This is a genomic window from Paenibacillus sp. GYB004 (genome assembly GCF_036577605.1).
Lineage (GTDB): Bacteria > Bacillota > Bacilli > Paenibacillales > NBRC-103111 > Paenibacillus_AB > Paenibacillus_AB oceani.
In genome coordinates, this window is sequence record NZ_JARBDB010000013.1 from 1 (window position 1) to 26953 (window position 26953).

The 26953-nt window shown below is 53.2% G+C and carries 30 protein-coding genes and 1 riboswitch; of the genes, 21 read left to right on the forward strand and 9 right to left on the reverse strand.

Going from position 1 to position 26953, the window contains the following annotated elements:
* A riboswitch (cyclic di-GMP riboswitch) is annotated at nt 1-68 on the forward strand. This riboswitch is flagged as partial in the annotation.
* A gap of 147 nt (nt 69-215) precedes the next feature.
* On the forward strand, nt 216-1313 hold the full coding sequence (locus PV433_RS08615; protein ID WP_332071768.1) for an HD-GYP domain-containing protein: 1098 nt from the start codon (nt 216-218) through the stop codon (nt 1311-1313).
* A gap of 109 nt (nt 1314-1422) precedes the next feature.
* Complete coding sequence (locus tag PV433_RS08620) at nt 1423-2241, forward strand: glycosyltransferase family 2 protein (protein WP_332071769.1); 819 nt, start codon at nt 1423-1425, stop codon at nt 2239-2241.
* Nucleotides 2242-2344: 103 nt separating this feature from the next.
* Here PV433_RS08620 and PV433_RS08625 read toward each other — a convergent pair whose 3' ends face one another.
* Nucleotides 2345-4846: an HAD family hydrolase gene (locus PV433_RS08625; RefSeq protein WP_332071770.1), complete on the reverse strand. Its 2502-nt coding sequence runs from the start codon at nt 4844-4846 to the stop codon at nt 2345-2347.
* A gap of 116 nt (nt 4847-4962) precedes the next feature.
* On the reverse strand, nt 4963-5799 hold the full coding sequence (locus PV433_RS08630; RefSeq protein ID WP_332071771.1) for a hypothetical protein: 837 nt from the start codon (nt 5797-5799) through the stop codon (nt 4963-4965).
* A 323-nt stretch (nt 5800-6122) separates the two neighbouring features.
* Between PV433_RS08630 and recQ the strand changes: the two genes are divergently transcribed.
* From recQ to PV433_RS08645, 3 genes are all read left to right on the forward strand, one after another.
* The gene (gene recQ / locus PV433_RS08635) at nt 6123-7907 is read left to right on the forward strand and encodes a DNA helicase RecQ (protein ID WP_332071815.1); all 1785 of its coding nucleotides are present in this window, start codon (nt 6123-6125) and stop codon (nt 7905-7907) included.
* Between the two features lie 300 nt (nt 7908-8207).
* Entirely contained in the window at nt 8208-9089 is an 882-nt protein-coding gene (locus PV433_RS08640; protein WP_332071772.1) for a hypothetical protein, read from the forward strand.
* 172 nt (nt 9090-9261) lie between these two features.
* Nucleotides 9262-10074, forward strand: a complete 813-nt coding sequence (locus PV433_RS08645) for a sugar phosphate isomerase/epimerase family protein (protein ID WP_332071773.1) — start codon at nt 9262-9264, stop codon at nt 10072-10074.
* Between the two features lie 220 nt (nt 10075-10294).
* Here the strand turns inward: PV433_RS08645 and PV433_RS08650 are convergent, their stop codons facing one another.
* Nucleotides 10295-10507: a hypothetical protein gene (locus tag PV433_RS08650; RefSeq protein ID WP_190932143.1), complete on the reverse strand. Its 213-nt coding sequence runs from the start codon at nt 10505-10507 to the stop codon at nt 10295-10297.
* A gap of 256 nt (nt 10508-10763) precedes the next feature.
* Here PV433_RS08650 and PV433_RS08655 point away from each other — a divergent pair, with 256 nt between their 5' ends.
* The 3 genes from PV433_RS08655 (at nt 10764) to PV433_RS08665 (ending at nt 12605) form a co-directional block, all read left to right on the forward strand.
* Complete coding sequence (locus PV433_RS08655) at nt 10764-11687, forward strand: NAD(P)/FAD-dependent oxidoreductase (protein WP_332071774.1); 924 nt, start codon at nt 10764-10766, stop codon at nt 11685-11687.
* A 32-nt stretch (nt 11688-11719) separates the two neighbouring features.
* A complete protein-coding gene (locus tag PV433_RS08660; protein WP_190932141.1) occupies nt 11720-11974 on the forward strand; it encodes a glutaredoxin family protein in 255 nt (84 codons plus the stop codon).
* Between the two features lie 76 nt (nt 11975-12050).
* Nucleotides 12051-12605 carry a peroxiredoxin gene (locus PV433_RS08665; protein ID WP_332071775.1) on the forward strand — a complete coding sequence of 185 codons (555 nt, stop codon included), beginning with the start codon at nt 12051-12053 and terminating at the stop codon, nt 12603-12605.
* Nucleotides 12606-12744: 139 nt separating this feature from the next.
* On the opposite strand, the gene PV433_RS08670 is transcribed toward PV433_RS08665, so the two are convergent.
* Nucleotides 12745-13179, reverse strand: a complete 435-nt coding sequence (locus PV433_RS08670) for a hypothetical protein (protein ID WP_332071776.1) — start codon at nt 13177-13179, stop codon at nt 12745-12747.
* Between the two features lie 66 nt (nt 13180-13245).
* Entirely contained in the window at nt 13246-13695 is a 450-nt protein-coding gene (locus PV433_RS08675; RefSeq protein WP_332071777.1) for a hypothetical protein, read from the reverse strand.
* Between the two features lie 150 nt (nt 13696-13845).
* Between PV433_RS08675 and PV433_RS08680 the strand changes: the two genes are divergently transcribed.
* Complete coding sequence (locus tag PV433_RS08680) at nt 13846-14223, forward strand: DUF423 domain-containing protein (RefSeq protein ID WP_332071778.1); 378 nt, start codon at nt 13846-13848, stop codon at nt 14221-14223.
* A gap of 114 nt (nt 14224-14337) precedes the next feature.
* On the opposite strand, the gene PV433_RS08685 is transcribed toward PV433_RS08680, so the two are convergent.
* Complete coding sequence (locus PV433_RS08685; protein ID WP_332071779.1) at nt 14338-14643, reverse strand: hypothetical protein; 306 nt, start codon at nt 14641-14643, stop codon at nt 14338-14340.
* 68 nt (nt 14644-14711) lie between these two features.
* On the reverse strand, nt 14712-15956 hold the full coding sequence (locus PV433_RS08690; RefSeq protein ID WP_332071780.1) for an NAD(P)/FAD-dependent oxidoreductase: 1245 nt from the start codon (nt 15954-15956) through the stop codon (nt 14712-14714).
* A 202-nt stretch (nt 15957-16158) separates the two neighbouring features.
* On the opposite strand from PV433_RS08690, the gene PV433_RS08695 reads away from it, so the two are divergent.
* A complete protein-coding gene (locus PV433_RS08695) occupies nt 16159-16401 on the forward strand; it encodes a hypothetical protein (protein ID WP_332071781.1) in 243 nt (80 codons plus the stop codon).
* Nucleotides 16402-16415: 14 nt separating this feature from the next.
* Complete coding sequence (locus PV433_RS08700) at nt 16416-16856, forward strand: spore coat protein (RefSeq protein WP_379217490.1); 441 nt, start codon at nt 16416-16418, stop codon at nt 16854-16856.
* Nucleotides 16857-16928: 72 nt separating this feature from the next.
* Here PV433_RS08700 and PV433_RS08705 read toward each other — a convergent pair whose 3' ends face one another.
* Nucleotides 16929-17534, reverse strand: coding sequence for a hypothetical protein (locus PV433_RS08705; protein WP_332071782.1), 606 nt, complete (start codon nt 17532-17534; stop codon nt 16929-16931).
* A 200-nt stretch (nt 17535-17734) separates the two neighbouring features.
* Here PV433_RS08705 and PV433_RS08710 point away from each other — a divergent pair, with 200 nt between their 5' ends.
* The gene (locus PV433_RS08710) at nt 17735-18034 is read left to right on the forward strand and encodes a YunC family protein (RefSeq protein ID WP_190932132.1); all 300 of its coding nucleotides are present in this window, start codon (nt 17735-17737) and stop codon (nt 18032-18034) included.
* Between the two features lie 293 nt (nt 18035-18327).
* Here PV433_RS08710 and PV433_RS08715 read toward each other — a convergent pair whose 3' ends face one another.
* Nucleotides 18328-18696 carry a helix-turn-helix domain-containing protein gene (locus PV433_RS08715; RefSeq protein WP_190932157.1) on the reverse strand — a complete coding sequence of 123 codons (369 nt, stop codon included), beginning with the start codon at nt 18694-18696 and terminating at the stop codon, nt 18328-18330.
* Nucleotides 18697-19104: 408 nt separating this feature from the next.
* On the opposite strand from PV433_RS08715, the gene PV433_RS08720 reads away from it, so the two are divergent.
* From PV433_RS08720 to PV433_RS08760, 9 genes are all read left to right on the forward strand, one after another.
* Entirely contained in the window at nt 19105-19269 is a 165-nt protein-coding gene (locus tag PV433_RS08720; protein WP_332071783.1) for a hypothetical protein, read from the forward strand.
* A gap of 270 nt (nt 19270-19539) precedes the next feature.
* The gene (locus PV433_RS08725) at nt 19540-21528 is read left to right on the forward strand and encodes an asparagine synthase-related protein (protein ID WP_332071784.1); all 1989 of its coding nucleotides are present in this window, start codon (nt 19540-19542) and stop codon (nt 21526-21528) included.
* The gene (locus tag PV433_RS08730; RefSeq protein WP_190932129.1) at nt 21488-21619 is read left to right on the forward strand and encodes a paeninodin family lasso peptide; all 132 of its coding nucleotides are present in this window, start codon (nt 21488-21490) and stop codon (nt 21617-21619) included. The genes PV433_RS08725 and PV433_RS08730 overlap by 41 nt, the downstream gene beginning before the upstream one ends.
* 82 nt (nt 21620-21701) lie before the next feature.
* A complete protein-coding gene (locus PV433_RS08735; RefSeq protein WP_332071785.1) occupies nt 21702-22628 on the forward strand; it encodes an HPr kinase/phosphorylase in 927 nt (308 codons plus the stop codon).
* Between the two features lie 6 nt (nt 22629-22634).
* Nucleotides 22635-22925 carry a lasso peptide biosynthesis PqqD family chaperone gene (locus PV433_RS08740; RefSeq protein WP_332071817.1) on the forward strand — a complete coding sequence of 97 codons (291 nt, stop codon included), beginning with the start codon at nt 22635-22637 and terminating at the stop codon, nt 22923-22925.
* Between the two features lie 96 nt (nt 22926-23021).
* Complete coding sequence (locus PV433_RS08745; RefSeq protein ID WP_332071818.1) at nt 23022-23444, forward strand: lasso peptide biosynthesis B2 protein; 423 nt, start codon at nt 23022-23024, stop codon at nt 23442-23444.
* Nucleotides 23437-24591, forward strand: coding sequence for a nucleotidyltransferase domain-containing protein (locus PV433_RS08750; RefSeq protein WP_332071786.1), 1155 nt, complete (start codon nt 23437-23439; stop codon nt 24589-24591). Before PV433_RS08745 ends, PV433_RS08750 begins: the two co-directional genes overlap by 8 nt.
* Before the next feature lies 1 nt (nt 24592).
* A complete protein-coding gene (locus PV433_RS08755; protein WP_332071787.1) occupies nt 24593-26380 on the forward strand; it encodes an ABC transporter ATP-binding protein in 1788 nt (595 codons plus the stop codon).
* A gap of 64 nt (nt 26381-26444) precedes the next feature.
* Nucleotides 26445-26948, forward strand: coding sequence for a tyrosine-type recombinase/integrase (locus tag PV433_RS08760; protein WP_332071788.1), 504 nt, complete (start codon nt 26445-26447; stop codon nt 26946-26948).
* Nucleotides 26949-26953 lie beyond the last annotated feature (5 nt).

A 26953-nucleotide genomic window follows, 5' to 3' on the forward strand; every position in this document is an offset into this window, starting at 1 on the left:
TATCGAAAGGTAGGGACGCAAAGCTGCAGGCCTTCCGGTTGTAAACCGATGGCGGCTGGGCTGCCGAAGCATAGGGAAATTTTATAATTCACGTTATAAAACCGGTCCTGGCTTCTTTGAAGTTGGGATTCTTTTTTATGCGTCTGTCATTTGGCGACTGTAGCTTCCGCAATGTAAGCGATTTCTTCACTATTTTCGAGGAGGAGTATCCGGATATGCGGTACGACCGATATGAAGACTTGATCGGAAAAAAACTGCTACATAATGTGATAAGCGTCAAGGGAATGATGCTCATTCCTGTGGATACGCTTCTTACCGAAGGACATATCGAGAAGCTGCAAAACTTCCATATCGATTTGTTTGATATTCGCGCCGTACCCGTCGAGCCGAAGGAAGATTCCAGGCCGGTATGGAAGGAAGATCAGCCTGCTGCGGAGTTGGCCAAGCAAGCTGCCGAAATCAGGCCAGCGGCGGACAATACGGTCGAGTTCGTAAAAAGGGCGGATGCCAAAATGCAGGAAATTGAGAAATGCGTTTTGCATACCGGAACTATTCCTGTTTCCGAAATGGAGTCCAACTTGCTGCCGGCGATTATGGGAGCGACGCAAAACCGGAACATCTACAAGCTGTTCGCCGAGCTGAAGGCGGAGGGCGATTTTCGCTTCAAGCATAGTATCGGTACTGCGTTTATCGCCGCGATGCTGGGACGCTGGCTGCAGCTGGACGAGAAGGAAGTGTCGACTCTGGCGATGGCCGCCAGCCTGTGCGACATCGGTACGGTCAAGCTTCCCAGCGCTCTGCTGAACAAAACGACGGAACTGGCGCCGCACGAATTCGAGATTATGAAACAGCATACCGTCATCGGATACGAGCTGCTCAAAGAGTCGGAACTCGATCCCCGCGTGGCGCTTGTCGCCCTGCAGCACCATGAGCGTGAGGATGGCAGCGGTTACCCGTCCAAGCTCAAAAGCGCGGATATCCACCTGTTCAGCAAAATCGTCGCTTTAGCGGACGTATACTTAACGATGACGACCGATCGTCCGGGGTGCCCTGCGCTTCCTTTTTATGAGGTTATTCAGAAGCTGCATGCGGATATATTGCAGAACCGGTTCGATTCGAAGATCGGCATGACGTTCCTGAATCGGCTGATGTCCGCCCAGGTCGGAAGCGAGATCATATTAACCGATGAACGGCGGGGGAAAATCGTGCTGATCAACGCCAATTATCCGACCAGTCCGCTCGTATCGCTGGATACCGAATTTATCGATCTGAGCAAAACAAGCGCGCTTAAAATTAAAGAAATCGTCGGCTAGCCGGGACTCTGTCTATCTGGAACCGTCCGTTCCGTCCCGTCTCCGGTCTGGCTATGGTATAATAGCAGCATTCTGCTCGGAAGATAAGGAAAGGAACGGGGGATCTGCGATGCTGCCACTTGTATCCGTATTAACGCCGACTTATAACCGGCTTGGCGAGCTGGGGGAACTGCTGGAGGCGGTCAGCCGCCAAACCTATAAACGGCTGCAGGTAGTCGTCGTGAACGACAACGGCGTCCCGGTCGAGCCGGTTTGCAGCTTGTATCCGGAGCTGGACATTCGGATCGTAAACCTGGAGACGAACCGGAAGCATGTGCGGGCACGCAATATCGGGCTCCAATACGCGGATGGGGAGTATATCATGCCTTGCGATGACGACGACCTTCTTGTGCCTTCCCATATCGAGACGATGATGAAGCATATAGAGGGCGCCGATATGGTGTTCTCCGATGCCGAGATCGTCAATTTGGTATGGCAGGACGGTGCGCGGGTGCCTGCGCATCGTATGGAATTTGCGTACGAACACGATTTGGCCGCTATGCGTTTGTTCTCCACCTTCGTCCCGTCAGGCAGTCTGTACCGCAAAATCGTGCATGAGTCTGTCGGCTCGTTCGACGAACGAGTGTATCATTACTGGGACTGGGATTTTTTCCTGCGCGTCTCCGAGAAGCATCGTGTCAAGCGGGTGCCGATCGCCGGCGTGTTGTACGCTTTCTCGCAGGATGGCGGCAACTTGTCCGGTCAGCTTGAGGATATGAAGCCCTACTTAAACCAACTGTCGGCCAAACACGGATTGGGCGAGCTGCCAACGAAAAACTTTTTCCTGCTCCTTGAGGAACCGGAGGTTCAAAACCGGCGTGCCGGTACGACCGTCTTGTGGGACGGGAAGCCGTTCCGCTCGAGATACGCGGCCATCGGCAAAAGATAGAGAATATAGGCCGGATCGGAAGATAAGGCGGAGATCAAGCTGTTCCTGAAAAGGTGACGGCTGTCTCCGCTTTTTTGCGCACAATCGGGTCAATCAACGAAAGCTAGACAAACGGTTCGATCACTTGCGGCCTGACAGCCGGATTAAGCCGCGAATAACCGTCTGTCAGCATCCGCCTGCAGCTTTGTACACGGACCAGCGTTCCGATTACGTAGGTATACCCGGTGCGATCCGTACGAATCGTTTCTTCCCAAGCCGGAGGCAGCGAATCGTTTGTGGTGCCATCCGCTCTCGTCTGTTCGGCCGGTTCGGAATTAAGAATCCGTTCTATCCGGATTCCTTGTAGCAGCGCTTCCTGAAGCAGTCGTTCGGCGAACTCGCCTTTGCCCAGCAGCATCACGCTCTGAATCCCTTCCCGTCGCAGCTTGTTCATCGTGTTAAATGCGATAACGGCGCTGCCGTAGGCGTCCCGCAGCCGCAAAAACGATACGTACAGCCGGTACGGCTCGCTCCGCGTTACAAGGCCTTGAGGCCAAAATATGTTGGCCGTATCCGCTCCGAAGCTGCTCAGATCGATCAAGTAATCCCCGCCGTTCGTCTCCCATTCGACCGATAGCGGCTCGCACAGCCGGATCGTCTGCACCCCGCCGAAGTTATCCTGATGGACCAGATCGCCAAGTCGGGACGCTTCCTCCGGCGTCGGCATATCCAGCACGCGGTGCAGCGGCAGGCTCCACTCGAGCGGATGACCGGCGGCGGCTGTCAAGCCGGGCTTCGCCTTCAGCCAGATGCTGTACCAGCTCTGGAATGCCATCACGCCCGCCTGGCAAGCGCGCTTATACTCCAGTTGTTCGGCAGGAATGTTCAGCTCGGCCGTCACGGGGACGATCGAGCCGTCATCGTTCCTCTCGTAACGGACGGTCGAGCCGAAATCCCCCATCATCAGCTCTTCGATCAGTCCCGGACTGCGCGCGAACCGCCGGGCGATACCGCCTTCCGTGTCGGGGCCGATCCAGCAGCGTATATCTGTCCCGCGAAATAATTGCAGCGCGGCGCGCTCCGTGCCCACGGCGAGCAGATGGATGGAATCGCCTTTTTGGCGTTCAAGCGTATAAGCCGCATCGATGGCGGCCTGAATCGTGCCGTTAAAGCCGAGATCGACGGTAATTAACTGGTCCGGGCTGCCGCATTGCTGCCGGATATGCTCCAGCAGCCGCTCCCGCTGTGTACGGATGGACCGGAGCGCAAGTTGTCGGGCGTAAGGCTGCAGCAGCAGTCGCCGGAGAGTGTCGTGCCAAGAACGTTCGTTAGTTTCTCCTGACCGTACGGAGTGCAGTTCCTCCACCGGCGTGGACAGCAAGTCCGCCAGTACGGGAAGTTCGGCGGTCAGCGAAGCCGCTTCGACTCCGAGCATATGGAATACTTCACCAACCGTTATATGGCCGAGCCCCAGTATTTGATCAAGCTCCCGTTCGGTAAAATCGTTCATGGAAGCGAGCAGCGTAGCTTGTCTCGAGACATACAGCGGCTGGACGCTTATGGACAGTCTCCGACTGCGTGCCGCTCTCTCCAGCGCCGGCCCCAGCAGGTGCGCTTCTCTCATAAGCGGATGGATCTCCCGTCGTCCCGCTGCGACGCACTGGTCGATCACCCAGTCGCAGAAGCCTTGAACGAACGGCCCGAGTATCTCTGCGCCGAAGCGGTAAAAAAACGATCGCGCACCAGCCTCCAACGAATCAAGCGCGGGAACTTCCATGCTGTTCCTATCTTCTTCGGAATGAAGAACCGCTGCCGGCATTGTCGCCCCCGCCAGCTTCCGGACCGCGGCGATCGCCGGAAGGACGGGGCCGTGCCGCACCGACTCCCAATGAAACGGGCTTTCGATCGTCTCCGGAATAAGCGTGTAGTGAATGGCGGCGATTCCTCGTCTGGCCGCACCTTGAACGTCGGCAGCCTCGTTATCCCCGATATGAACGATCTCCGTGCGGTTTATGTGAGGAAACACGCTCAGCAGCGAATCGTACAGTCGGCCCGAACGTTTCCCGAACCCTTCCTCGGAAGAGACGAGTACGGCATCCAGCAGCGAGGCGTCCATACCGTTAGCGGTCAGGAAGGACGCGATCTGTTTGCCTGATAAATACATATCGCTTAATAAGGCGACGCCGATGCCGTTGTCCTTGCAGAAACGGATCAGCGAAGCGGCATACGGATTGACGAAGATCAGCTCGCGTTCCGTTTCGAGCTCAAGCTGCAGGAGCCGGGTCCGGTCGCCGAGCTGTACGGGCATATGCTCGTAGATCCGTTCCAGCGTCGTTTCTCCGAACCCGGAGACGTCCTGTTCGCGGGCGAGCTTTTCGGCGGACATCCGAAGTGTGCGAAATTGTCCATCTGTTGTCGGCCGGGTAAACAGTCCGAGTTCCGCCGCCTTCCGAGCGGTACGATCGAATACGTCCGCCGGCCTGGAGCAGCATCGAAACAGCAGCGTATCGAAAACATCGAAGCTGATAAGACGCAAACCGCCGATTAGAGGGTCCAGGCGGCGTAATACGATATCCCTTTTCCACAAATGCTGCTCGGGAATGTCCCCGAGTTCGGCCGATTCCATGGCCTGTTTCCTCCCCCGGTTGAAGCTTCTTTATCATTAAGTCTAGACTTGCGGGGGACCGGAAGCAAGCCGTATTTTGCCGGGTTAGAGCCGTCCGCCAAATCCCTCCTATTCGTTCAAAGTTTGGATAATTGTGTTTTCGCTTTATTGATAATAACCGTCGTCTCCGCCTCCAGATCGTACAAGCTCCGCTTATGATCGGATATTTGGCGCAGCCGGCTCAGCAAGGCGGATAGCGCTTCCGAGGAAGCTTTGGCGTCCTGCTGCTTCACATGCGGAGTGAACGTCTTCCAGTCGGAAGCTACCTGCTTGTTTAGACGGGTGACGGCTTCGCGGTGCGTCCGCATTTTAACATCGACGGGTTCGAGAGCTGTCAGCGTCTCCCGTATTTTTTTCTGCTTGGCGGATGTTTGTCCTTTGGCGGCGGTTAACTGAGCTTCTTTGTTCCGGATATCCTGCTTGGCGAGCTGAACAGCGGCTTTCATGCCGTTTGCCTGAATTTGCAGGATAGCCGCCCACTCTTTGCTGTGCAGCTTCTTGGCCGTCGTGATTTGCTGATTGATCGACGTGTACATGTCCAGCATCGGCTTGTACCGCGCCTTCGTGTCGTCGACGCGGCGTTTTAATTCCGCGAGATGACTCTCGTCGAGCTGTTTGATTTGCCGCCTGAGTACCTTCAGCGCTTCATCGTTGCGGATTCGCAGCTCTTTGCTGTCCGCATCGCGCTTCCGATGCTCCTGCTGCAGGGCGGTCAGCTCGCCGTACTGGGCGCCGAGATTTCGTTGGAACGTACCTCCGGCGGCATCCGCCATCTTATCAAACGATTTTTTCATTGTAGCCGACAGCTCATAACCAGCAGCCGCCACGGTTACCGGAAACGAATGCATAATCAGAACCGCGGCGATCAGGGCGGCCAACAGCCTGCGCTTGCTTCCCTTTCGCATTCCTCGCACGTTACATGCCTCCTTCTTCCCCACAGTCCGCCGGCGAACGACAAAAAAGCACCGGAAAGCAAGGCGTCTCTGCCTCACTTCACCGGTGCTTCCGTTGTAAGCGTCCCAATAGGAAATTCATATTTTTGTAAAATATATCTCAAATATGAAGGGCTGTCAAGGGTGCCTGCCCAATGGTAGACCGGGGAAGGAATGAGGTTGGATTCATCGACGGGGTAGCGCCTTTTGCACTTTCCATTCAACGGCCCGACCGAGATGTGGTATAGTGGAAGTCGGAGAATTTCAACAGGAAGCGGAGGGAATCTGACGTGACCGCGCAACAGATGGCGAGAGCGGTATTAAAAACGCATTTTGGCTACGATACGTTCAAAAAGGGACAGGAGACACTCATATCCGGCATTCTCGAAGGCCGCGACGCTCTCGGCGTTATGCCTACGGGAGCGGGGAAGTCCGTCTGCTACCAGGTGCCGGCGGCCGTGATGGACGGAGTGACGCTTGTCGTATCGCCGCTGATCTCGCTTATGAAAGACCAGGTCGATACGCTCAATCAGTCGGGCATTCCGACTACCTTTATCAACAGCACACTGACGGTGCAGGAGCTGAACGCGCGGTTCCGGGACATTGCGGGCGGGCGCTACAAACTCGTCTACGTGGCGCCGGAGCGGCTGGAATCCGATCGGTTCGTCCGGCTGCTCGCGGAGCTGAAAATCCCGTTCGTCGCCGTCGACGAAGCGCACTGCGTATCCCAGTGGGGCCATGACTTCCGGCCGAGCTACATGGCGATCAGCCGGCTGCTCGACGTGATCAAGCCGAGGCCGATCATCGCCGCCTTTACGGCGACCGCTACGGACAAGGTGAAGGCGGACATCGTCCGGCATTTGCGGCTGAACGATCCGCTCCGGGTAACGACCGGTTATGCCCGGGACAATCTGAGCTTTTTCGTGATGAAGGGAATCGACAAAAAGGCGTACTTGGCCGACTATGTACGGGGGCGTTCCGGCGATTGCGGCATTATCTACGCTTCCACCCGGCGAGAGGTGGAGGAATGCTGCAACTACCTCGTCAAGCTCGGGATCCGGGCGGGGCGATACCATGCCGGCCTGCCGGACGAGGAGCGGGTCCGCAACCAGGAGCTGTTCCTGTACGACGAGCTGAAAGTGATGGTCGCTACCAACGCGTTCGGCATGGGAATCGACAAATCAAACGTCAGGTACGTCATTCACTACAATATTCCGAAAAATGTGGAATCGTATTACCAGGAGGCGGGACGGGCCGGCCGCGACGGCGAGCCGGGGGAATGCATCCTGTTGTACGCGCCGCAGGACGTGATGACGCAGAAGTTTCTGATCGAGCAGGGCGAAAGCGATGAGGACCGGAAAGCGATCGAATACGGCAACCTGCACGGGATGGTGGAATACTGCCATACGACGGAATGTCTGCAGCGGTACATCGTCCGTTATTTCGGCGATTCCGACGGGCAAAGCTGCGGCAGATGCGGCAGTTGTACGGACGACCGGGAGGTCGAGGACGTGACGCTGGAAGCGCAAAAAATATTTTCATGCGTCGCCCGGATGAAGCAGCGGTTCGGCATCACGCTCACGGCCAAAGTGCTGCGCGGGGCTAACGACGCCAAGGTGCGCCAATTCGGCTTCGAACGTTTGCCTACTTACGGAGCGTTAAGTGCGCGCAAGGAAAAAGATATTGTCAACCTGATCAACGTGCTTGTAGCGGACGGTTATATGCGGCTGACCGACAGCCAGTATCCGGTCTTGACGCTGACGAACGAAGCGAGAGGGGTGCTGGAAGGGAAGGAGCAGGTGTTCCAGAGGGTGACCCCTGTCGCGCGTTCCGCCTCCCGTTCGGCCGATACCGGGGACGAAGCGCTGTTCGAGAAGCTGCGCCAGCTGCGCAAAACGTTTGCCGACCGGGAGCGGGTGCCCCCGTTTACGATATTCCACGACGCTACCTTGCGGGAGCTGTGCATCGTAATGCCGGCAACGGAAGAAGAGATGCTAACCGTTAAAGGGATCGGCAAGGTCAAGTACGACAAGTACGGCCATGCATTCCTCTCCTGCATAAGCGAACATTCGGCTGCCGGGAACGGTTGATCTTCGGTAAATGATGGCAGATTGGGGAAACGGCGTGTCGGGGGCTTAGGCATGAATCCATCCTATGATCCTTACTCTCAAGAGCGGAAAACATTCTCGAACGGTCGCCCTGGCTGGGGCCGATACGGAGCGAGTCGTTTTTCGCTGTTTTTGCTGCCATTTGTACAGAGAATGGCAGGATTTGCGCAGTATCCGCCTTTTTTACCGGAGAAAATCGGAAATCTACTACTTCTGCTTTCCTCTTTTTTCCTATATGATGGAGACGAAACTATCTATCAAACGGAAGGGATGAGGCTGGACGTGAAGAATGGTGCCGGGGAAAGAATAGAAGGGGACAAAAGATATTCGTTCCGGCTGGACGATACGGATATAGTGCTCGGAGCAGACAAAGGTAAACACGGGCTCGTATCTTGCCGGGTGCCTGGAATCGGGTATGATCTGGTCCGGGAGCCGTATTACGTGCTGAATCTGTACCGGATTATGAATGAAGGCCGTCTTCGCGCGATTGCCCGGAACGAGCCGTTCGTCGTAAGCGGGGAAACCGCAAGCGGCATTCGTCTGCAATGGGAGCCGACGGAGGCGAACCCGTGCCGGATGGAAGCGGTTTATACGATCGCGGACGCTTTTACGATCGATCTGAGCATAACGATTGAAGCGGTTAAGCCGTTGTCCGGGCACGAGCTTACGATATCGTCTTATTTCGACTTCCTGCTCGAGCCTTACGCCGTATTGCCGAACTGGCCGGGCAAAATGGACGATTCGGATCTGCATCTGCTGAAAGTGGAAGATCATCCTTACATCAAAGGACACTACGTTTATTTTCCGCGGGATAACGAAGCGGCGCATACTCATCTGGACGGCAGATGGCTTGACGAGAAAAGCGGGAAGCCGATTGCCCACTTCGTCACAGGTCCGTATTATGGAAGGCCGATAGCCGTCATGGGCAACGAAGACGTGCACGTCGTGCAGATGGCGGACCCGGCGGAGTGCGGAGCGATCGGCATCACCTATTCCAGCCCGGAGGAAAACGACAGCATCAGACGGCATAACGCCCTTTATTTCACTTTGTTCGGAGGCCAGTTGCAGGCGGGGGACCGGCGGGAGGCCCGGATGCGGCAAGTTATTCTGAGCGGCAAACCGAGTCTCGACCGGCTGCTGGAGCTTTACAAGCAATTTGTGTGAAGACGCCCTTCATTCTCGCAACATTTTGGACGAGATAAAGACGATTCCAAGCCTTGCTGCCGGAAAGTCCGTTCCCTTACAATGAAGTAAACGATTGCTGGCGACGGCCGGCTCCTCTTGCGAATGGAGGAAGGCCGAAGCGGAATCGGCAGAGGGACTGGAGGTATGTGCGATGAAATGGAGTCTATGCTCTACAGGAAACCGGGATAAGCCGGTGGAGTATGTATTAAACCGCGTCCGCGAGCTCGGACTGGACGGCGTCGAGCTGTGGACAGGGCATATAGACGAATATGCGGAACGTTGGGGAGCCGTCGACGGGCTGGTGGACGAGGTCCGCAGCAGCGGCTGGCAGGTGCCGGCGATTAGTCCGTATACGCATTTTACAAAAAGTGACGAAGAACGTGCGGAAAGTTTGGCGGCGGTCGAGAAAGCGGCTCAATATGCCGTCCGGTTCGGCAGTCCGCTGGTCCGGATATTTCTGGGCCATCTTCCGTCGGCCGAAGCTTCGGAGGAGCTATGGGATCGTGCGATTCAGACACTGAAGCAGGCGCTGGACCTTGCAGACCGGTACGGAGTGAACTTGGGGCTGGAGATGCATAACAATACGTTTGCGGACAGCATCGAGTCGATCAGGCGCATTATTGTAGATGCGGACCACCCGAGACTGCGTCTGTTGTTCGACGGCTTCAATTTATATCTGGAACGGACCGATCAGGCGGAAGCGCTGGAGGCGTTTTACGATTATACCGACCACGTTCATATCAAAAACTACTTCTGGAAGCTGGACGCTCCGGAAAGCCGCAAGCCTTCGACGGTATTGGTCGGCGACGTGGACAACATCAAGCTGTGCGAGATGCTGCGCAGCAAAGGTTATGAAGGTTTTCTCTCCTTCGAATATTTCGGAGCGGAAGGCGAGCTGTGCGTCAAGGAATCGGTCGCCGAGCTTCGGAGCGGCGGATGGATGAAGGGTACGGTACGCGGATAGAGGACCGAAGAAATGGGAGAAGAGCCAGCTGGAACCGGCGGCAGCCGTGAACAGCTAAGGCTCTTTTTTGTTTGGAACCTGGAAAGAATGATGATTGTAAGTTCCTTCTTTATGTACCGAATCCCCCGAATGAACGAATGAATTCTGTAAGCCGCCCCGCAACAAGCAGCATGCCTTCTGGCCCGGCCGTGGGGTATGCAGGATAAAGCTAAAGCTGCGGCTAGGTAGTGGTCGTAGTGTTCCCCATCTTTTTCCGCTGCCGCCACCTGCGCAAATATTCCCGGTTATATTCGCTGTAATATTCCCAGTTTTCCGCTTTCCATTTCTTATTGTAAGCGCTAACTTTCTCTAAATTGGCTTCCCGGTATTTTCGGCTTGCTTCGCAATGCCGTTTGCGCCTTTCTTCATCCGAGTATACTCTTTTTCTAGGCATTACTGTCCCTCCCTAGTGCTTCGGTTCTACATTACGATACGTATCGTATCACATAATGAAGGATTTGCCAATAATAATGATTCGTATTGTATCGAAAAATAATAGATTTTTACTTTCTTTGTGAATGTTATCCAAGAGAAACATAGAAGGGGTGTTTGTTATTTATAATAATTATAAATAAGTATTGACTTTAATTAGTTATAGTTTATAATAATTATTAACAGATAGTTACTTTTCACTGATGAGGGGTGAACGAATGTACGATGTCATTATTATCGGCGGTGGTCCGGCAGGTTCTTCTGCTGCGATTTATACGGCCAGAGGAAATTTAAAGACGCTGGTGATCGATAAAGCTCCATTCACGGGAGCTTTGGCCTTAACTCACAAAATCGCCAACTACCCTGGCGTAGAGGGCGAATGGAGCGGCAAGGAGCTGCTCGAAACTTTTCGCCGTCAAGCGTCGGCATTCGGAGCGGAATACATTCAGACCACGATAACGGCGGTTGATGTGGAGGATGAGATTAAGACCGTATTTACGGCGGACGGGGTATTTGAGGCGAAAGCCGTCATTTTTGCTACCGGTTCCAAAGGACGAAACCGGATGATTTCCGGGGAAGAGCGCTTGCTCGGCAAAGGAGTCAGCATTTGCGCCACTTGCGACGGTGCCTTTTTCACAGGCCGGCCGGTCATCGTCATCGGCGATTCCGAGGAAGCCTTGGAGGAAGCGGCCGCCTTATCCAAATTCGCGAGCCGGATTACGTTTCTGGTGCCCCGCGCCGAACTGCAGGGTGTGGATCATGCGCCGGAACTGCCGGGGACGGAGTGGATGTTTCGGACAAGACCGCTCGAGATTATCGGCGAACGAAGCGTCGAGGGAGTGAAGATTCGTACTGCGGGCGGCGAAGAGCGGATTCTTGAAGCGGACGGCGTATTTGTATTTTTGTCCGGGAGCAAGCCGGGCACAGAGCTGATCAAAGAGCAAGTGCCCCTCGACGACGAAGGTTTTATGATTCTCGATTCTCTGATGCAGTCCCCGGTACCGGGCGTATTCGGCGCGGGGGAAGTCCGCAGGACGCCGGTCAAGCAAGCGGTTGTCGCAGCAGCGGACGGTGCGATCGCGGCAATGGCCGTCGATAAATATATTCATAAGCGGACGCAAGTGTTGCCGCAGTATAAATAAAATCAGATTCCGGATAAGGAGTGTGTATATACATGTCAACTGCAATCGTATATTCCAGCACAAACTGCCACTACTGCGGGCAATTGAAACAATATTTGAAAGACCAAGGCATCACCTACGAGGAACGCAACATCGATACGAATCCTGAGCATGCGGAGCAGCTGGAGAGCATGGGTTTGATGTCGGTGCCTGTAACGGTGATCGGAGACATGCACATTCTCGGTCTTAACCCGAGCCGCATCCGCAAAGCGCTTGCCGCCGTGGCGGACGCTGCAGCCGCCAATTAACGGGGCGGATCTCCGCTATTGTTCATAACCATTTCACTAGGAATACCATTACCCAACATCAGGAGGAATCGTAGCTATGACAACAACTGTACAAGCTTTGGCCAAAATGGGACAACCTGCGCCGGCTTTTAACCTGCCTTCGACCAAAAACGTGGAGACGCTTGAGGAGAACGTTAAACTGGAGGATTACAAAGGAAAATGGGTGATGCTGTTTTTCTGGCCGTTCGATTTTACGTTCGTATGTCCGACTGAGATCATCGCCTTTAGCGACCGGTACGAGGAGTTCCTCGATCTGGATTGCGACATAGTCGGGGTATCCGTCGACAGCGTGTATACGCACCGCGCCTGGATGGACACGCCTCGCGACCGCAACGGCATCGGCCCGATCCGCTACCCGATGGCCGGCGACGTTACGAGGGAGACGGCGAGCGCCTACGGCGTACTCGACGAGAAGTCCGGCGTTGCTCATCGCGGGCTGTTCATCATCGATCCGGAAGGTATTTTGCGCTATCAGGTCGTAACGGATATGAACGTTGGCCGCAGCGTCGACGAGACGCTGCGCGTGCTGCAGGCGCTGCAAGCGGGCGGATTGTGTCCGGCCAACTGGAAGCCGGGCCAGAAGACGCTGTAATCGGCCTGCCGCTGGGGCTCAACTATCACAAGCCTGTGATCTTCACGATCAGATAGGGTTCATTGGGCACAAAAAAGACGCTTCCTCCTCCACTCCGAAGTGGCGGGAAGCGTCTTTTGATTTTGGCGCAGCGTTAGCGTTAGCGCTCGAATATAGCCGGTTTCCCGTCCGCTGCCGAAACCTCGATCCGGACATGGGGATGGACCCCAGGCCGCGGCTCATACGCTTCCCCAGCTGCGTCGACAATTTCCGCATAAGCGATCGATATCGTTCCGCGTGGCACCCATTCGGCTTTGTAAGCATAGTCGCCGTCGATGGATATTTTCGCTTGCTTCCAGACGGCCGCGCCGGTGTTGCGGATGACGATATGCCGGTCGGTAAACGAGACGGAAGCGTTCAAGCGGGCCGCCCCTTCCGCCGTTCCCTCGAAGCCCGGGAGCACCATGGACAGCAGCAGCAGCGTTGCCATCGGGCGTCCGATCATCGAGCTGTACGGCTGCTTGCCTTTGTTCCCATGGAACCCGAAAGTTTTGGTTAGCCGGACCAGCCATTGTGTCCAAGCTTTGGGCAACATCTAGATCACCGCCTTATCGGTAAGCTGTTTGAAATAGCGGAACGGCTAGCAAAAACCGTCTTTGCCTTACACCGCTTGTCCGGATAGTACAAGTCCGATCAAAAAGAGCAGAAAGAAGCCGACTATCGGTAAAAAGCAAAAAATCGTGCCCAAGATGCCGAACACCTTTCTCCGTTCTTTCTGAAACAGAGAGACGATTCCGAGAACGCCTCCGACGATATCGAGCACGAGCGCGCCTAGAATAAGAAATACGAATAAGATAAGGATCGGCGATTTCTCAAGCAGCATTTGTTCGTCCGGCAGCCCGCCGCCGGTTATTAAGTCGGCCGCCAGGCTAGTCATAACTACAAAAGACAGGATAATTGCGCCCAGCATCGTTACGGAAATGATAAACGAAGCGATCCCGAGTCCGGAATGCTTAAGCGGTTGGGCGGGGGGCATGTAAGAGGCACCGGTCAGATGTGGATCGTTCGCCGGCACCGGGTTGTTCTGAACGTCATTTGGCCTTTGTTCCATCGGTAAACTCCTTTAATTATCAGCTACCATTCTACTGTAAAGTAAGGAAAGCGCCGATGTCAACCGGTTCACGGAATGTTCGCTGGCGCTGCTTGGTGCGTTCCTGTATGCTGGATGTATAAGAGCAAAAAAGGAAAGGGAGCTGGATGTATGGTTCGCAAATATGTAAGCTGGGGGGCCATCGCGATGCTGCTTGCGGTGGCGCTGGGAGCGTTCGGCGCTCACGGCCTTGAGGACAAGCTGGAAGCCAATCTGATGTCCGCTTATCAGACGGGAGTCCAATACCATATCGCCCACGCGCTTGGCTTGATTGTTATCGGTCTGGCGGCAGGGAAGCTCGGCGAGTCGAAATGGCTTTCCCGGGCTGGACTGTTTATGTTGATCGGAATGGTTTTGTTCTCAGGCAGCTTATATGTGATGGCCGTTACCGAAATAACCAAGCTTGGAATCATTACGCCTTTTGGCGGAGTATCGTTTATGCTCGGCTGGCTTTTCCTAGCACTGGCCGCGCGGAAGTCTAACCAGTAAAGTGTTTAAAAAAACGGACCGGAAGCGAGAGGCAGCAGCCTTCAGACGCTTTCGGTCCTTTTTATCAAGAGTTATCAGCGAACCTGAATCCGTTCTGCTCGCAAGAAGCTTCTATTACCAGAATAAACCGGGATAACCTCCGTACGGATATCCGCCGTATCCGTACCCGCCGTACCCTCCATAACCGCCATAACCGTATCCGCCGTAGCCTCCGTAAGTGCCGATGGCCAGCAGGTCGAACAGGACGAGCGGGATTACCGCTTTTGTCCTTACTCCTTTGCCTTTTGGCCGTTCCAGGACCAGTCGGTTGCCGTTCAAGCTTTTCAGAAGACCTGTTACGACCGCACCGTCTTTTTTTACCGCATAGATCGGTTTCCCTATCAGTTTCTTCACATCTTGTCTTTTCAAGGTAGACTGCACAGGTGTTCCTCCCTTCGCCAGGCTACCTCATAGTATGCAGGTCTGCCGCCCGATGCTTGGACACCTATCTATCCGCGGCAATCATTGATTCGATAGGCGGGCGAGAGCGTCCGGCTCGGACGATCGACCCGAAACAGTTGGGCATCGGGGTGACCGCCATTCACGATAAGGCCGCTCAGGATGGAAGCTGCGATCTTGCTGTACACCGTTCCATTCCCTCCGTACCCGAGTGCCAGGAAACATCGCGGGGAGGAAGGGTGAAGCCCGATCATCGGGAGACCGTCGTGGGTGTTGCCGAATGCCGCCGCCCAGCTGTAGCTGGCACGCAGTTCCGGAAGCCGCGGAAACATCTCGTGCAGCTTTTCGAGCAGCATAGAAGCTTTGTGCGGCAGCATCCGGTTTCGTTCGTCCGCAATGTTCGTCCGCTCGTCGAATCCTCCGGCGATAATCCGGTTATCCGCCGTCGTGCGGATATACATATAAGGTCTGGCCGTTTCCCAGATCAGGCAGCGATGCGGCCAGTCCGGAAAGCTGTCCAGCGGCTGAGTGGCGATCGCAAATGTGCTCGAAAGTACGGCGTTCGGATTCGCCATCCGCTCCTGAGTTTCGTATCCCGAGGCGAAAACGACGTATTGCGCCTGTATTTTCCACTTGTCCGTATAAAGCGTAATGCTGTCCGGACTCGTCGTATGCCTCTTCACTTCCGTATGCTCATAGATCCGCCCGCCTTGCCGCCCGATCGCTGCAAGCAAACCGTTGACGAAACGGTAAGGGTTCAGCTCGGCATCGCCCCGGGAATAAAGGGCCGCCTTGCCGAAAGCGAATTGCGAGGCGGTCGTCCGCTCGTCCCAATACTCTGCATCGAATCCGTACCCGGTTATGATCGCGCTTTCCTCTTTTAAAGCGGCTGCATCCTCCGGATGGCTGGCTACATAGAGGCTATCTTTTCTTACGAAATCCGCGCCCTCGATATTGGAGCATATACTCTGCAGTTCGCTGACCGCCTCGCGGCATAAGGAGTAAAAGCGGACTGCCTGCTCCGTACCAAAAGAATGGATACAAGCGGACAGCGGCTTATCGTTGATGTACTGCACGAGACCTGTATTCACGCAGGAACTTCCCGAGGCAGCCTTCCGTTTGTCTACCACGATCACGTCCAGGCCATGCCTGATAAGCTCATAGGCGCAAAGCGCCCCCGTACTGCCTGCGCCAATAATCGCAACGTCGCACGAGATGTCCTGATCAAGCGCCGGGAAGGCGGGGGGAACGGGAAGCGTATCGATCCAGCACGATTGACCGGAATACAACTCCATAATAAGCACACTCTTTCCAAGATAGTCGGAGCTAATAAGTGAAACGAAACGGGAAAGTGAAGCTTCAGACCATTTTTCGGAAACGGAATTTGCTTCTGACTTTGTACGTTAGTATGTACAGGCGGTGAGTGCACATGCATACATAAGGAGAAATCGGCTGGGGCATCTTAATCAATGGAACTTTCGAAGGGAGGGATCAAATATGCAGATGAATGGGCTACAGCCGTTAACGGCCAAGGAACTCGAATACGTAGCGGATACGATGTCGAACGAGGATTTGCTGATCAAGCTTTGCGCAGCTACCGCTTCGACGACGAACAACCCGCAGGTACGCAATATTTGCCTGGATATGCTTCATACCCATGAGCAGCATTATCACACCCTGCTGAACAGCTTGCAGCATCATATGAACTTGGCTCCGCAGCAGCCGGGGACTTCCCAATAAGGAGGAGAAGCGTCTTGTACTCAACCATGCAGCAGCAACAGCAGCAACAACAACAGCAACAAAGCGGATCGTTTATGCCGGAGCAGGACTTGCTGTACACGATCTTATGCGAGCTGAAACGTTCGGTTCGCGAATACACGACCGCCACGACTGAATCGAATTGCCCTGCGATCCGTCAAATGTTTACGGAGCTGACAACGAGCACCCTGACCATGCAGGGCCGGCTTTACACCCTGATGAAGCAGCAGAATATGTATAATACCGCCTCTCCAGTGCTGCGTCAGGAAATCGACAAGCAGTTGAAGCAGTACAGCCAAGACGGGCAGAAAACGTCTCAATTCGTTCAGCAAAAAATGTCCGCAAGCAAGCAGGGCTATGCGCAGCAGGCACCGATGTTCGCGAACAACTACCAGCAATCCCAGCACCAACAGCAGCAGCATATGCCTTACAATTGATTCATAGAAAACGGGCTGATCGTCAGGTTTTCAGACCTGTACGACCAGCCCGTTTTCGTATGCGCTCCGCCATCATCCGGTAATAATATCTTCGATTTCGTTCAAGTTAAACGAATACACTTTCTTTTCATCCACGTGGTAAATCGTCAGTTGCTGCCCGGCCGCGTCGAATCGGAGAATCCGACAAGGGATGCTCAGTCTGATTCCTTTCTCCTTCACCGCCACGATTCGAACGAGCGTGCCTTTGGCTTGAAGATCGGACAAATTGTCGAAGCTTAAGCTGGATTTGAGGTTGCCAGCCGGAGAGTCCGTTTTTTTCATAGGAGCGGGCTCTTTCGTTTTGCCGCCGGCAGGCTCGCCGATCAGCGATTTCTCCCCAGCGGGATTCGGCTCCGGCTTGTCAGGACGATCTTTCTCCGGACCGTTCGGCGGCGGAACCTTAACAGGGGCCGCCTGATGGGGAGGAATCGCGAACCGCTCGCCCTTGTTCTCCTTTAACGTTTTCTCGATTTCCTTGCCGAACTGAATGCCCTGCATAATCCGGAAATCCGCTACGTGGGGATGATTCAACGCTTGCAGCAGAGCAGCCAGTGCCATCATATGGGTAGGTTCTTCAACCAAAATCTCCACTTGGAATAAATGCTTTTTTTTCTCAAATTTGGACTTTTCTGGTTCCATGGTCTCACTCCGGAATTATTCAATAGGTATGTAGTCCTTAGTATATCAAAAAACACGGTTTCAAGTAACCGGAAATCCGCTTACGCTCCTGCCTTCCGCCGCCAGGCAGATCCGGCTCGAACTGGGCGAAAGACCGGACTAAGCGGGCAGCGCTTGCATATGCTGATACTAACCTTGAGGCGAAAGGAGAACCGTCTGGAATGATTGAAGCGAAACCTATCGTAATAGAGGGGCGTACCGTAATCGGCATTACCGTATCCTTGCCGAAAACGACGCTGATCGCAGTCACCACGGACCGGGGCTACATCATGTGCGGCGCCTTGGACATCGGGCTGCTGAACGATCGGCTGAAGGATCGAAATATCATTGCTGGCCGGGCTACCGGTGTCCGCACGCTCGACGAGCTGCTCGACGCTCCCTTGGAGTCCGTCACCCACGAAGCGGAGCGGTTAGGCATCGTGCCGGGAATGAAGGGGCGGGATGCGGTTTTACGGATGTGAGGGGGAGAGAGTAAGTCGCTAAGGCAAAGGCGATTTACTCTTTGTTTATTAATGTATCAAGAAAGTGTAGCGTGGGAGTGGCTTGACTCTAAATCTAGGTAAACACCTGTCAAAAGACGCCGGTAAGCGTTCATTTTTGGATCTGACAAAAAGAATAGTTTCCATCCCTTTCTGTTTCTCATATACTAATGAATAGGGAAAGATTTCTGGTCCATTTTGTATCAATGAAACATAAAGAAGAAGTCCTCATGGAACTGACGACCTCTTGGAAGGTTAAAAGCAACATATAAAGTTTATTTGAAGGAACGCTCTGCTCGAATAAAAGCAATGAACCGTTTGGCTTCTTCAACCGAAAGCTTCCTTCCGTCTACCGTAAGGCTGAATTTCTCCAAGATGTTCTCGTCGGATAGTTCCAGGCTGTCTACGAAATCCCGTACGTCCTTATCAAGCTCCGAGTATGGATCGTTGGTTCTGCCCAGCAAATAATCCAGAGATATGTCAAAATAGTTGGCTATGTTCCGCAAAGTCTCATAGTCCGGCTCTCTACGATTGGTTTCGTAGTGGGATAGGGAGGCGCGAGAGATCCCGAGTTTATGAGATAATTCCTCTTGCGTAAGGCCCCTCTTCTCGCGAAGATATGCTATTCTATCCCCACATTTCATCATCGTCTGTCCCCCTAAGTTCGAAATCCGATAATAGTAGTATACCCACTGGTACAACAGTAAAACAAGACGAACGATATAAATTTCGTAATCTAGCAAACGGAAGCAACTAAATATTCCCTAGATATACTAACGTTAGGAACTCCGAGTGGAATAAATTTGATTATTTAGAAAAACGCGGAAATAATAAAGGGATAACGCTTGACTTTGATACGTTGTGTATCTAAAATTAAATTGTTGATACAAAAGTATCATAACTCTATGACTACATACCTGTTCGGTTCGATATTGTTGATGAGCAAATCATTTCATATTTTACAACATTAGATGACTCATTGCACGCCAAAATTGATGAAGATCAGATCTACATTTTTGGGGGAGAAAATGGCCGAGAAGAGGGAAATCGATGTGTTGGAAGTAATGAGGCACCTGGAGATTGAAACGAAGAAAGTTTACCAGTTTTTATCCAGGCTGCAGGAGAGCTCGTTTAAGGAAACGGATGGGGTTCAAATAAGCGCGGCAAAGGGGGAGGAAGCGCAGCTCAAGCAGCAGGCCGAGAAGAACCGAGAGTAGCTGGGGATCGGCAGTATCGCGTAGATCCGGGTTCATTCCGTTTTTGAGTTCAGCGCGCATAATCGCAGCGCCGGCTAATATATATTCATATCCGCTGTTTGCTAACGGCGGCAGTTTACACCGCGAAGTGGAATAGGAAAAAGGAACCAGTAGTGAGTCCTTGTAATCATAATGATACTATTTGTATCAAATTAGATTGACAATATACAAAATGTATCATAACATAAATCCGAGGACGACAACATTGCTTCAAACGCTGCAGGGGGAACCATGAGTGCACTAGTCGGTATTGTATACGATCATGAAGCGTCTGGACGGCTCCAGGACGAAGGAAGACGGATGATGCAGGCTCTTGAACCGTATCCTGCTGACGATCAGGGTGCTTGGAATGACGGAACTGTTTTTCTTGGCTGTCATGCCCAATGGATCACGCCCCAATCGGTTGGCGAGCGGCTGCCTCTCTACCGGGATGAAGCCCGGCTCGCGATAACGGCGGACGCGATCCTCGATAATCGCGACGAGTTATTTCAGCAGCTGCAGATCGAAGCGGGGAGACGGGAGCAGATTACCGACAGTGAGCTGATCCTGGACGCTTACATGAAGTGGGGCACGGATACTCCGAAGTTTTTGCTCGGCGACTTCGCCTTTCTCATCTGGGACCGGAAAAATCATAGTTTGTTCGGAGCGAGGGATATATTCGGCAGCCGGACGTTGTACTATCACCGCAATCCGGAAAGGGCCGCGTTTTGTACGACGATTTCGCCCCTGTTCGCGATTCCCGGTGTGAAGACGGAGCTTGATGAAGTGTGGCTTGCGCAATATCTCGCGATCCCGACGATGCTGGATAATACGGATATACATACCACGGCATACAAACATATTAATCAAATCCCGGCCTCCCATTCTTTCGTGATGAGAAGCGGAAGAATCGAGCTGACGAGGTACGGGACGCTTGTGCCTGAGACTCGGCTGCGCTTGCCTTCGAATGAGGACTACGAAGAAGCGTTTCGGGACGTATTTGAAAAAGCGGTTGCCTGCAGACTGCGCACCCATCGGAAGGTGGGGGCGACATTAAGCGGCGGCCTGGATTCGGGCCTGGTCGCGGGTACAGCCGCTAAACTCCTTCGACGGGAAGGAAGGCCGCTGCATGCGTTCAGCACGATTCCCGCTCCCGATTTTGTCGATTGGACATCAGCGAGCCGGATGGCGGACGAACGCCCGTTTATTCAGGAAACGGTCGGTTTCGTAGGCAACATTACGGAAAATTATTTGGACTTCCCGGACCTGAGTCCATTTTCGGAAGTGGATGATTGGCTGGATGTGCTTCAGGCGCCTTACAAAAATTTCGAAAACTCGCACTGGATAAAAGGAATCTACGAAGAAGCTTCCAGACAAGGGGTGGGCATCCTGCTTACAGGCGCAGCCGGGAACTTCTCGATCTCGTGGGGGTCGGCGGCCGAATATTACGTCCATTTATTAAGGAAGCTTCGCTGGGTCCGTTTTTATCGCGAGCTGAAGCCTTACAGCAAAAATATGCGGATGGGCCGGCTGAACTTAATCAAACGGCTAGGCAAGTATGCGTTCTTCCGCCCTACGCACCGCTCGATCGGCCAGATGGATATTGCTTCGATGATTCATCCGGATTTCGCCGAGAAAACGAACGTGTATGAAATGTTGAAAGATCAGGATATCGGCCTCGAATCCAACGTCAGCATGGTGAATGAAAGGGAGAGCTTCTTCCACAACCTGGCCGTTCAAAATATGCGGGGAGCTTCCTGCACGAAGCTGTCGCTGCGTCATTCGGTATGGGAGCGCGATCCCAGCAGCGATGCGCGAGTGGTAAGGTTCTGCTTATCGTTGCCGCTCGACCAGTTTGTCCAGAACGGATACGACCGGTCGTTAATCCGGAGAGCCGCGAAACCGTACTTGCCCGATAAAGTGCGGCTGAATCAACGGACCCGCGGGGTACAAGGCGCGGATTGGCTGCATCGGATGCTGCCTGCATGGGGAATGTTTACCGGCGAGCTTCGCGAGTTATCCAAAGATACCGGCGCATCGGCCTATTTAAATATCGCCGCAATCGACCAAGCTTTGGCCCGGATCGGCGACGCTCCGAGACCGGAGCAGGCTTTCGATTCGGATGTAAGGTTTTTGATGCGAAGTTTGATCGCATTCCGGTTTATAAAACGGCTGCATGCAACGGAGGGAGGTGAAACGTATGAAAAAAGAGTGGCAGGCTCCTACATTGGAAGTCCTTGACGTCAGCATGACGATGTCCGGTATCGGTTCGACGAAAGTCGACTGGACATGGGTTGGCGGCAAGCTGGACGGGGATCTTTACGATTCCTAATCCGTACTTATTATGAGAATCCGAGCCCTTATACATAACCTGTATAGGGGCCCCTTTTTAAGAGGGGAGGGGGAAGCATTGCATGATCATTCCTACAGCCAAGAGAAATGCCTATCGAGCGTTCGGGCTGCGTTTTTCCAGCGACTTTGCTTTGCCCGAACTCCTATCGATCGACGATGAAGAGGGGGCGCCTGACGTAGAAATCCGGATTGCCGATTTGTCCGGTATCTGGGACGACTCGTTGTTTCATGACTCTTATTATGCGGGCAAAGACGGGGACATTTATTTTCATTTGCCGGGAATCGCTCATGTTTGTATCCGGGGAGGCAGAGAGATTCTCGTGTCGCCTCTGGCGGGCTCGGATGAGAATCAGGTCCGGCTGTACGTGCTCGGAAGCTGTATGGGCGCCTTGTTGATGCAACGTCGAATATTGCCGTTGCACGGCAGCGCGGTCGTCGTGGACGGCAAAGCTTATGCTTTCGTCGGCGAATCCGGGGCCGGCAAATCGACGCTTGCCGCTGCGTTTGTCCGTCAAGGGTACTCGCTTGTAAGCGATGACGTCATTGCCGTATCGTTGTCGCATGAGGGGACGCCGGTTGTAACCCCGTCGTATCCGCAGCAAAAATTATGGCAGGAAAGTCTGACCGGCTTCGGCATGCAGACGGATCAATATGCTCCGTTATACGGCGGAGTAAATAAATACGCGATCCCGGTCAAAAACCGTTTTTATTCGAGTCCGGTGCCGCTTGGCGGAATTTTCGAGCTGCTGCCTGCCCGGGACGACCTGTATGTTCATCAGCTGGAGGGACTGGAGAAGCTTCCTGTGTTCCGGTTCCATACGTACCGCAGCATGCTGATCCCGATCCTTCAATTGGAGAAATGGCATTTCCATATGTCGGCAAGCATCAGTACGCAGGTTCGGGTGTATCAGGTTCGAAGATCCGCTTCGTCCTTTGCCCCGGAACAGCTGCTCGCACGAATTGTGGATTCTATTAACAAAGGAGCTTGACCTGTGATGAGCGTTCAACCGCTTGAGCTTGACCAAGTCGTGATGCAGTCCGACGGATTTCTGGCGAGCAATATGAATGACGAGAAAGTAATGATGAGCGTCGAATCGGGCAAATATTACAACCTCGGCTCGATCGGAGGCCGAATCTGGGAATTGATCGAATCGCCGACTTCGGTCAGGCAAGTGGTCACTTCTTTAAGAGAAGAGTACGAGATCGACCAGGACGCTTGCGAGCGGCAGGTTTTGTCGTTTTTGCAGACTATGCTGGCCGAGAAGCTCATACGAACCGGGACTTAAGGCTACGGCCAAATTATAGCAGGAAGGGCGCACCTAACGTTGTGGAGAAAAGTGAAATCGTTTTTGTCGCTGAATTCGGGCACGAAGCTGTTATTTATGGAAGCTTTTTTTTATCTGGGCTGGGCGAGACTGCTAAAAGCGCTGCCTTTTGCGAAAGTTGCGCCTTCTTTGGGAATCCGGATGATGGAGACGGACCTGGCGCCCAATCCGGCCCAGCGGAACGTAATTAAGCATATTTCGCAAGCGATTCAAGTGATGAGCCGTTACACCTGGTGGGAAAGCATGTGTCTGGTCAAGGCGATCGCCGGGATGAAGATGCTCGAAAGACGGGGAATCGAGAGCACCTTGTATCTGGGAACGGCCAGAGACGAAAGCGGCAGCATGATTGCCCATGCGTGGCTGCGCAGCGGTCCGTATTATATTTCCGGGTATGAGGAAATGGAGCGGTTTACGGTCGTAGCCAAGTTCGGAAACGTTAGTAAGCGCCAAGCGAGCCAAAGGGGAGCCGTCAATGGGTAGCAAGTTCAAACTGAAACGGAGTTCGATGTCACAAGAGCTGAAGCTGCTGCTTTCCATCGTTGGCATGGAACATGCGCCGGACCTTCCCGGTCACATCTTGCGCACATCCGCATCAATCGACTGGGATCAGTTTATAGAGCTGACCCGGCACCATCGCGTGTATCCTTTGGTTTATTCGAATGTGAGCCGATTGGGCAAAGAGCTTCTTCCGCAACACGTCGTTCAGGTTCTGCAGCAAGACTATACGAATAATACGTTTCAAATGCTTCGCTTAAGCGCAGAGATGCAGATGATCGGTATCCAATTGGACAAAAGCGAGATTCCGTATTTGCTCGTAAAAGGTCCTCTGCTCGCGGAACGTCTATATGGGGACATTTCGCTGCGGACCTGCAAAGATTTGGACATCCTTGTGGCGGATCAAGATCTGGAACGGGCAGGCGCGGTATTGCGCGATGCGGGTTACTTCGCGGCGGATGCCGACCCGGCCACGATCCTAACGGAAACAAGGGAGCATCATCATTCTTACATCCATCCTAATAAAAAAATACAGATCGAGCTTCACTGGAGATTGAATTGGAAAACCTGGAGCGAACCTGCCTTCGACGAATTGTGGGCAAGAAAGAGGACGTTCTCTTTTAAAGGGGTTTCCGTGCACAGCTTCGGCCCCGAGGACTTGTTTCTCAGCTTGACTACTCACGGCGCCCGTCATGGCTGGTCCAGGCTTCGTTGGTTATCGGATATAGATAAATTGATGGCGGAGGAGCTTGATTGGAAACGGATCGTGCAGCATCTGGAAGCGTATCGGTTGCAGCATATCGGCGCGCAGGCTCTCCTGCTGACCTCCCGCTTGTTCGGAACGCAGACGGGCGACCGGCTGCCGGCCCTTCAACCCACCCGTTATTCTTACCGGCTCGCCAAGCTGGCGATCGAGTATATTCAGGGACGAAGAACGCATCAGTATTCGATATCCCTGGTAAAAGGAATGGCAAAGCTGAAATATTTCATTCATATGCTCCAGCCGAAAGCGTATGATATGGAAATGTTTCCGCTGCCGAAAGGACTGCGTTTTTTGTATGTTCCTCTGCGGCCCCTCTTGTATATCAGGCGGAAGTTGCTGAAGCGCCAAGGGCTGACAAGGGAGATGTGAGATGACGCCACTACTGCCCTATTTGAAGAAAATGCACCATGTCGTCGGGTTTAAGCTGTACGTTAACTTTTTCAGTATGATGATCATCAGTTCCCTGGAAGGGGCGGCGATTTATTTATTGATCCCGATGTTGGGCGTGATCGGGGTTCTGAGCGTCGACGTCGGACCGATCCCGCTTATTTCCTGGGTGAATCAGGGTTTTGCCCATATTCCGGAATACTTGCAACTGCTGGTCATTTTGCTCTCTTTCATTGTTATAGTAACGATTCAAGCTTTCTTGCAAAGAAGCCAAACGATCCAGAACAGCAAAATCCAGCAAATGTTCATTAAATCTTTAAGATTCGAGACGTACCGGGCGATTCTGCAGTCGAATTGGAGTTTGTTTGTTAAGAAGAGAAGAGCCGATTTTACGCATATGATGACTCACGAGATCGCGAATGTAAGCCAGGGCACCGTTTCCGCGCTTGGACTGGGAACTAACCTGGTATTTACCGGCATTCAGATCGTGTTTGCTCTATGGTTATCGGTAAAGCTGACGCTGTTTGTGCTGGTCAGCGGCATTTTGCTAGCTTTGTTCTCGCGGAAATTTATTAGAAAAGCCAAACATTTGGGAGAAAACATCACTCTGTTGGCTCGGACCTATACGGCGGGCGTCACCGAGCATTTTAACGGGATCAAAGATATAAAAAGCAATACGCTGGAAGAACATCACTACACGTGGTTTACTCGATTGGGCAACAAGATGGAGGACACTTATGTCCAATTTTCGCGGCTGCAAACGACTTCCCAATTGGTCTATCGCGTCGTATCGACGCTGCTGATCGCCATGTTCATTTGGGTGTCGATTAAGCTTCTTCGCGCCGAACCGGGGCAGTTGATGCTGGTTATCCTCATCTTTACCCGATTGTGGCCGAGGTTTACGTCCATCCAATCGAGCTGGCAGCAGATTGTATCTACCTTTCCGGCTTTTGAGAGTCTGTCGGGTTTGCACCGGGAATGTGCGGACGCCAAAGAGCTGGATATCGACCGTCACGGCCAAGCTGTAACCGCCATGCGTATGGAACAAAACATCGAATGCCGCCATTTGTTTTACCGGTATGATCCCCAGGAACCGGGCTATGCCCTTCACGACGTCAGCTTTCAAATTGTCGCGAATAGTATGACCGCCGTTGTGGGGAAGTCAGGTGCGGGCAAAAGCACCTTGATCGATCTTCTGATCGGATTGATTGAGCCGGAACGGGGCGAGATTCGAATAGACGGAATTCCTCTGACCCCTGCCAACCGGCCTTCCATTCGAGGGGCGATCAGTTACGTTTCGCAAGATCCGTTCCTTTTTCACGCTACCGTCCGGGAAAATCTGATGATGGTCGTACCGGGGGCCACAGAGGAGGAGATGTGGGAGGCTCTCCGGTTTTCCGCATCGGATGAATTTGTAAGCAAACTTCCGCAAGGTTTGGATACCGTTATCGGCGACCGGGGGATTAAACTGTCGGGCGGGGAGCGGCAGAGGCTCGTATTGGCAAGGGCGATCCTGCGAAAACCGCTCATTCTGGTGCTCGATGAGGCAACGAGCGCGCTGGATCACGAAAATGAGATCAAAATTCAGGAAGCGCTCGATCGGTTGAAAGGGAAAATGACCTTAATCGTCATCGCTCACAGGCTCTCTACAATTCGAAATGCCGATCAGGTGATCGTCCTGGAGAACGGGGGAATTATCCAGCAAGGGGAGTACCAGAAGCTGTCCGATGAAACGAAAGGCACGTTCAGCAAAATGCTTGCCTCAGGGTGACGTAGTACTGTGAATGCAGCCGCACAATTTGGGAGAGGATTCTTACTAAGAAGGAGTGTGAATCATGCAAGTCGTCCAGCCTATAAAGGACGTGGAGAAAATTAAAGAGATCCAGACCATACTGAAAAAACAGTCCGATCGAGACTGGCTGCTTTTTACTATAGGCATCAGCTCGGGGCTGCATTTGACCGATATTTTGAAGCTGAAGGTGAGCGACGTCCAGGACAAAACCGTCGTTTCGCTGAGAGAAGAAAGAACGGGAAAAATGAAAAGTTTCAAGCTGACGGATGAATTAATTCACGCCCTCCGTGAATATAACAAATGTATGGACATTAATGACTACTTGTTCCGCTCCCAACGGACTGGGCAGCCGATCAAACGAATCCGGGTATACCGCATCCTGAACGAAGCAGCCAAGCAAGCCGGCTTGGAGGACGTCGGGACTCACACGATGCGTAAAACATATGGTTACCATGTTTATCTGAAAACGAATGATGTTATGCGACTAAAGGAGCTGTTTAATCATTCGGCTCCTTCGGTTACGTTAAGGTATATAGGAATGGCTTGAAATGT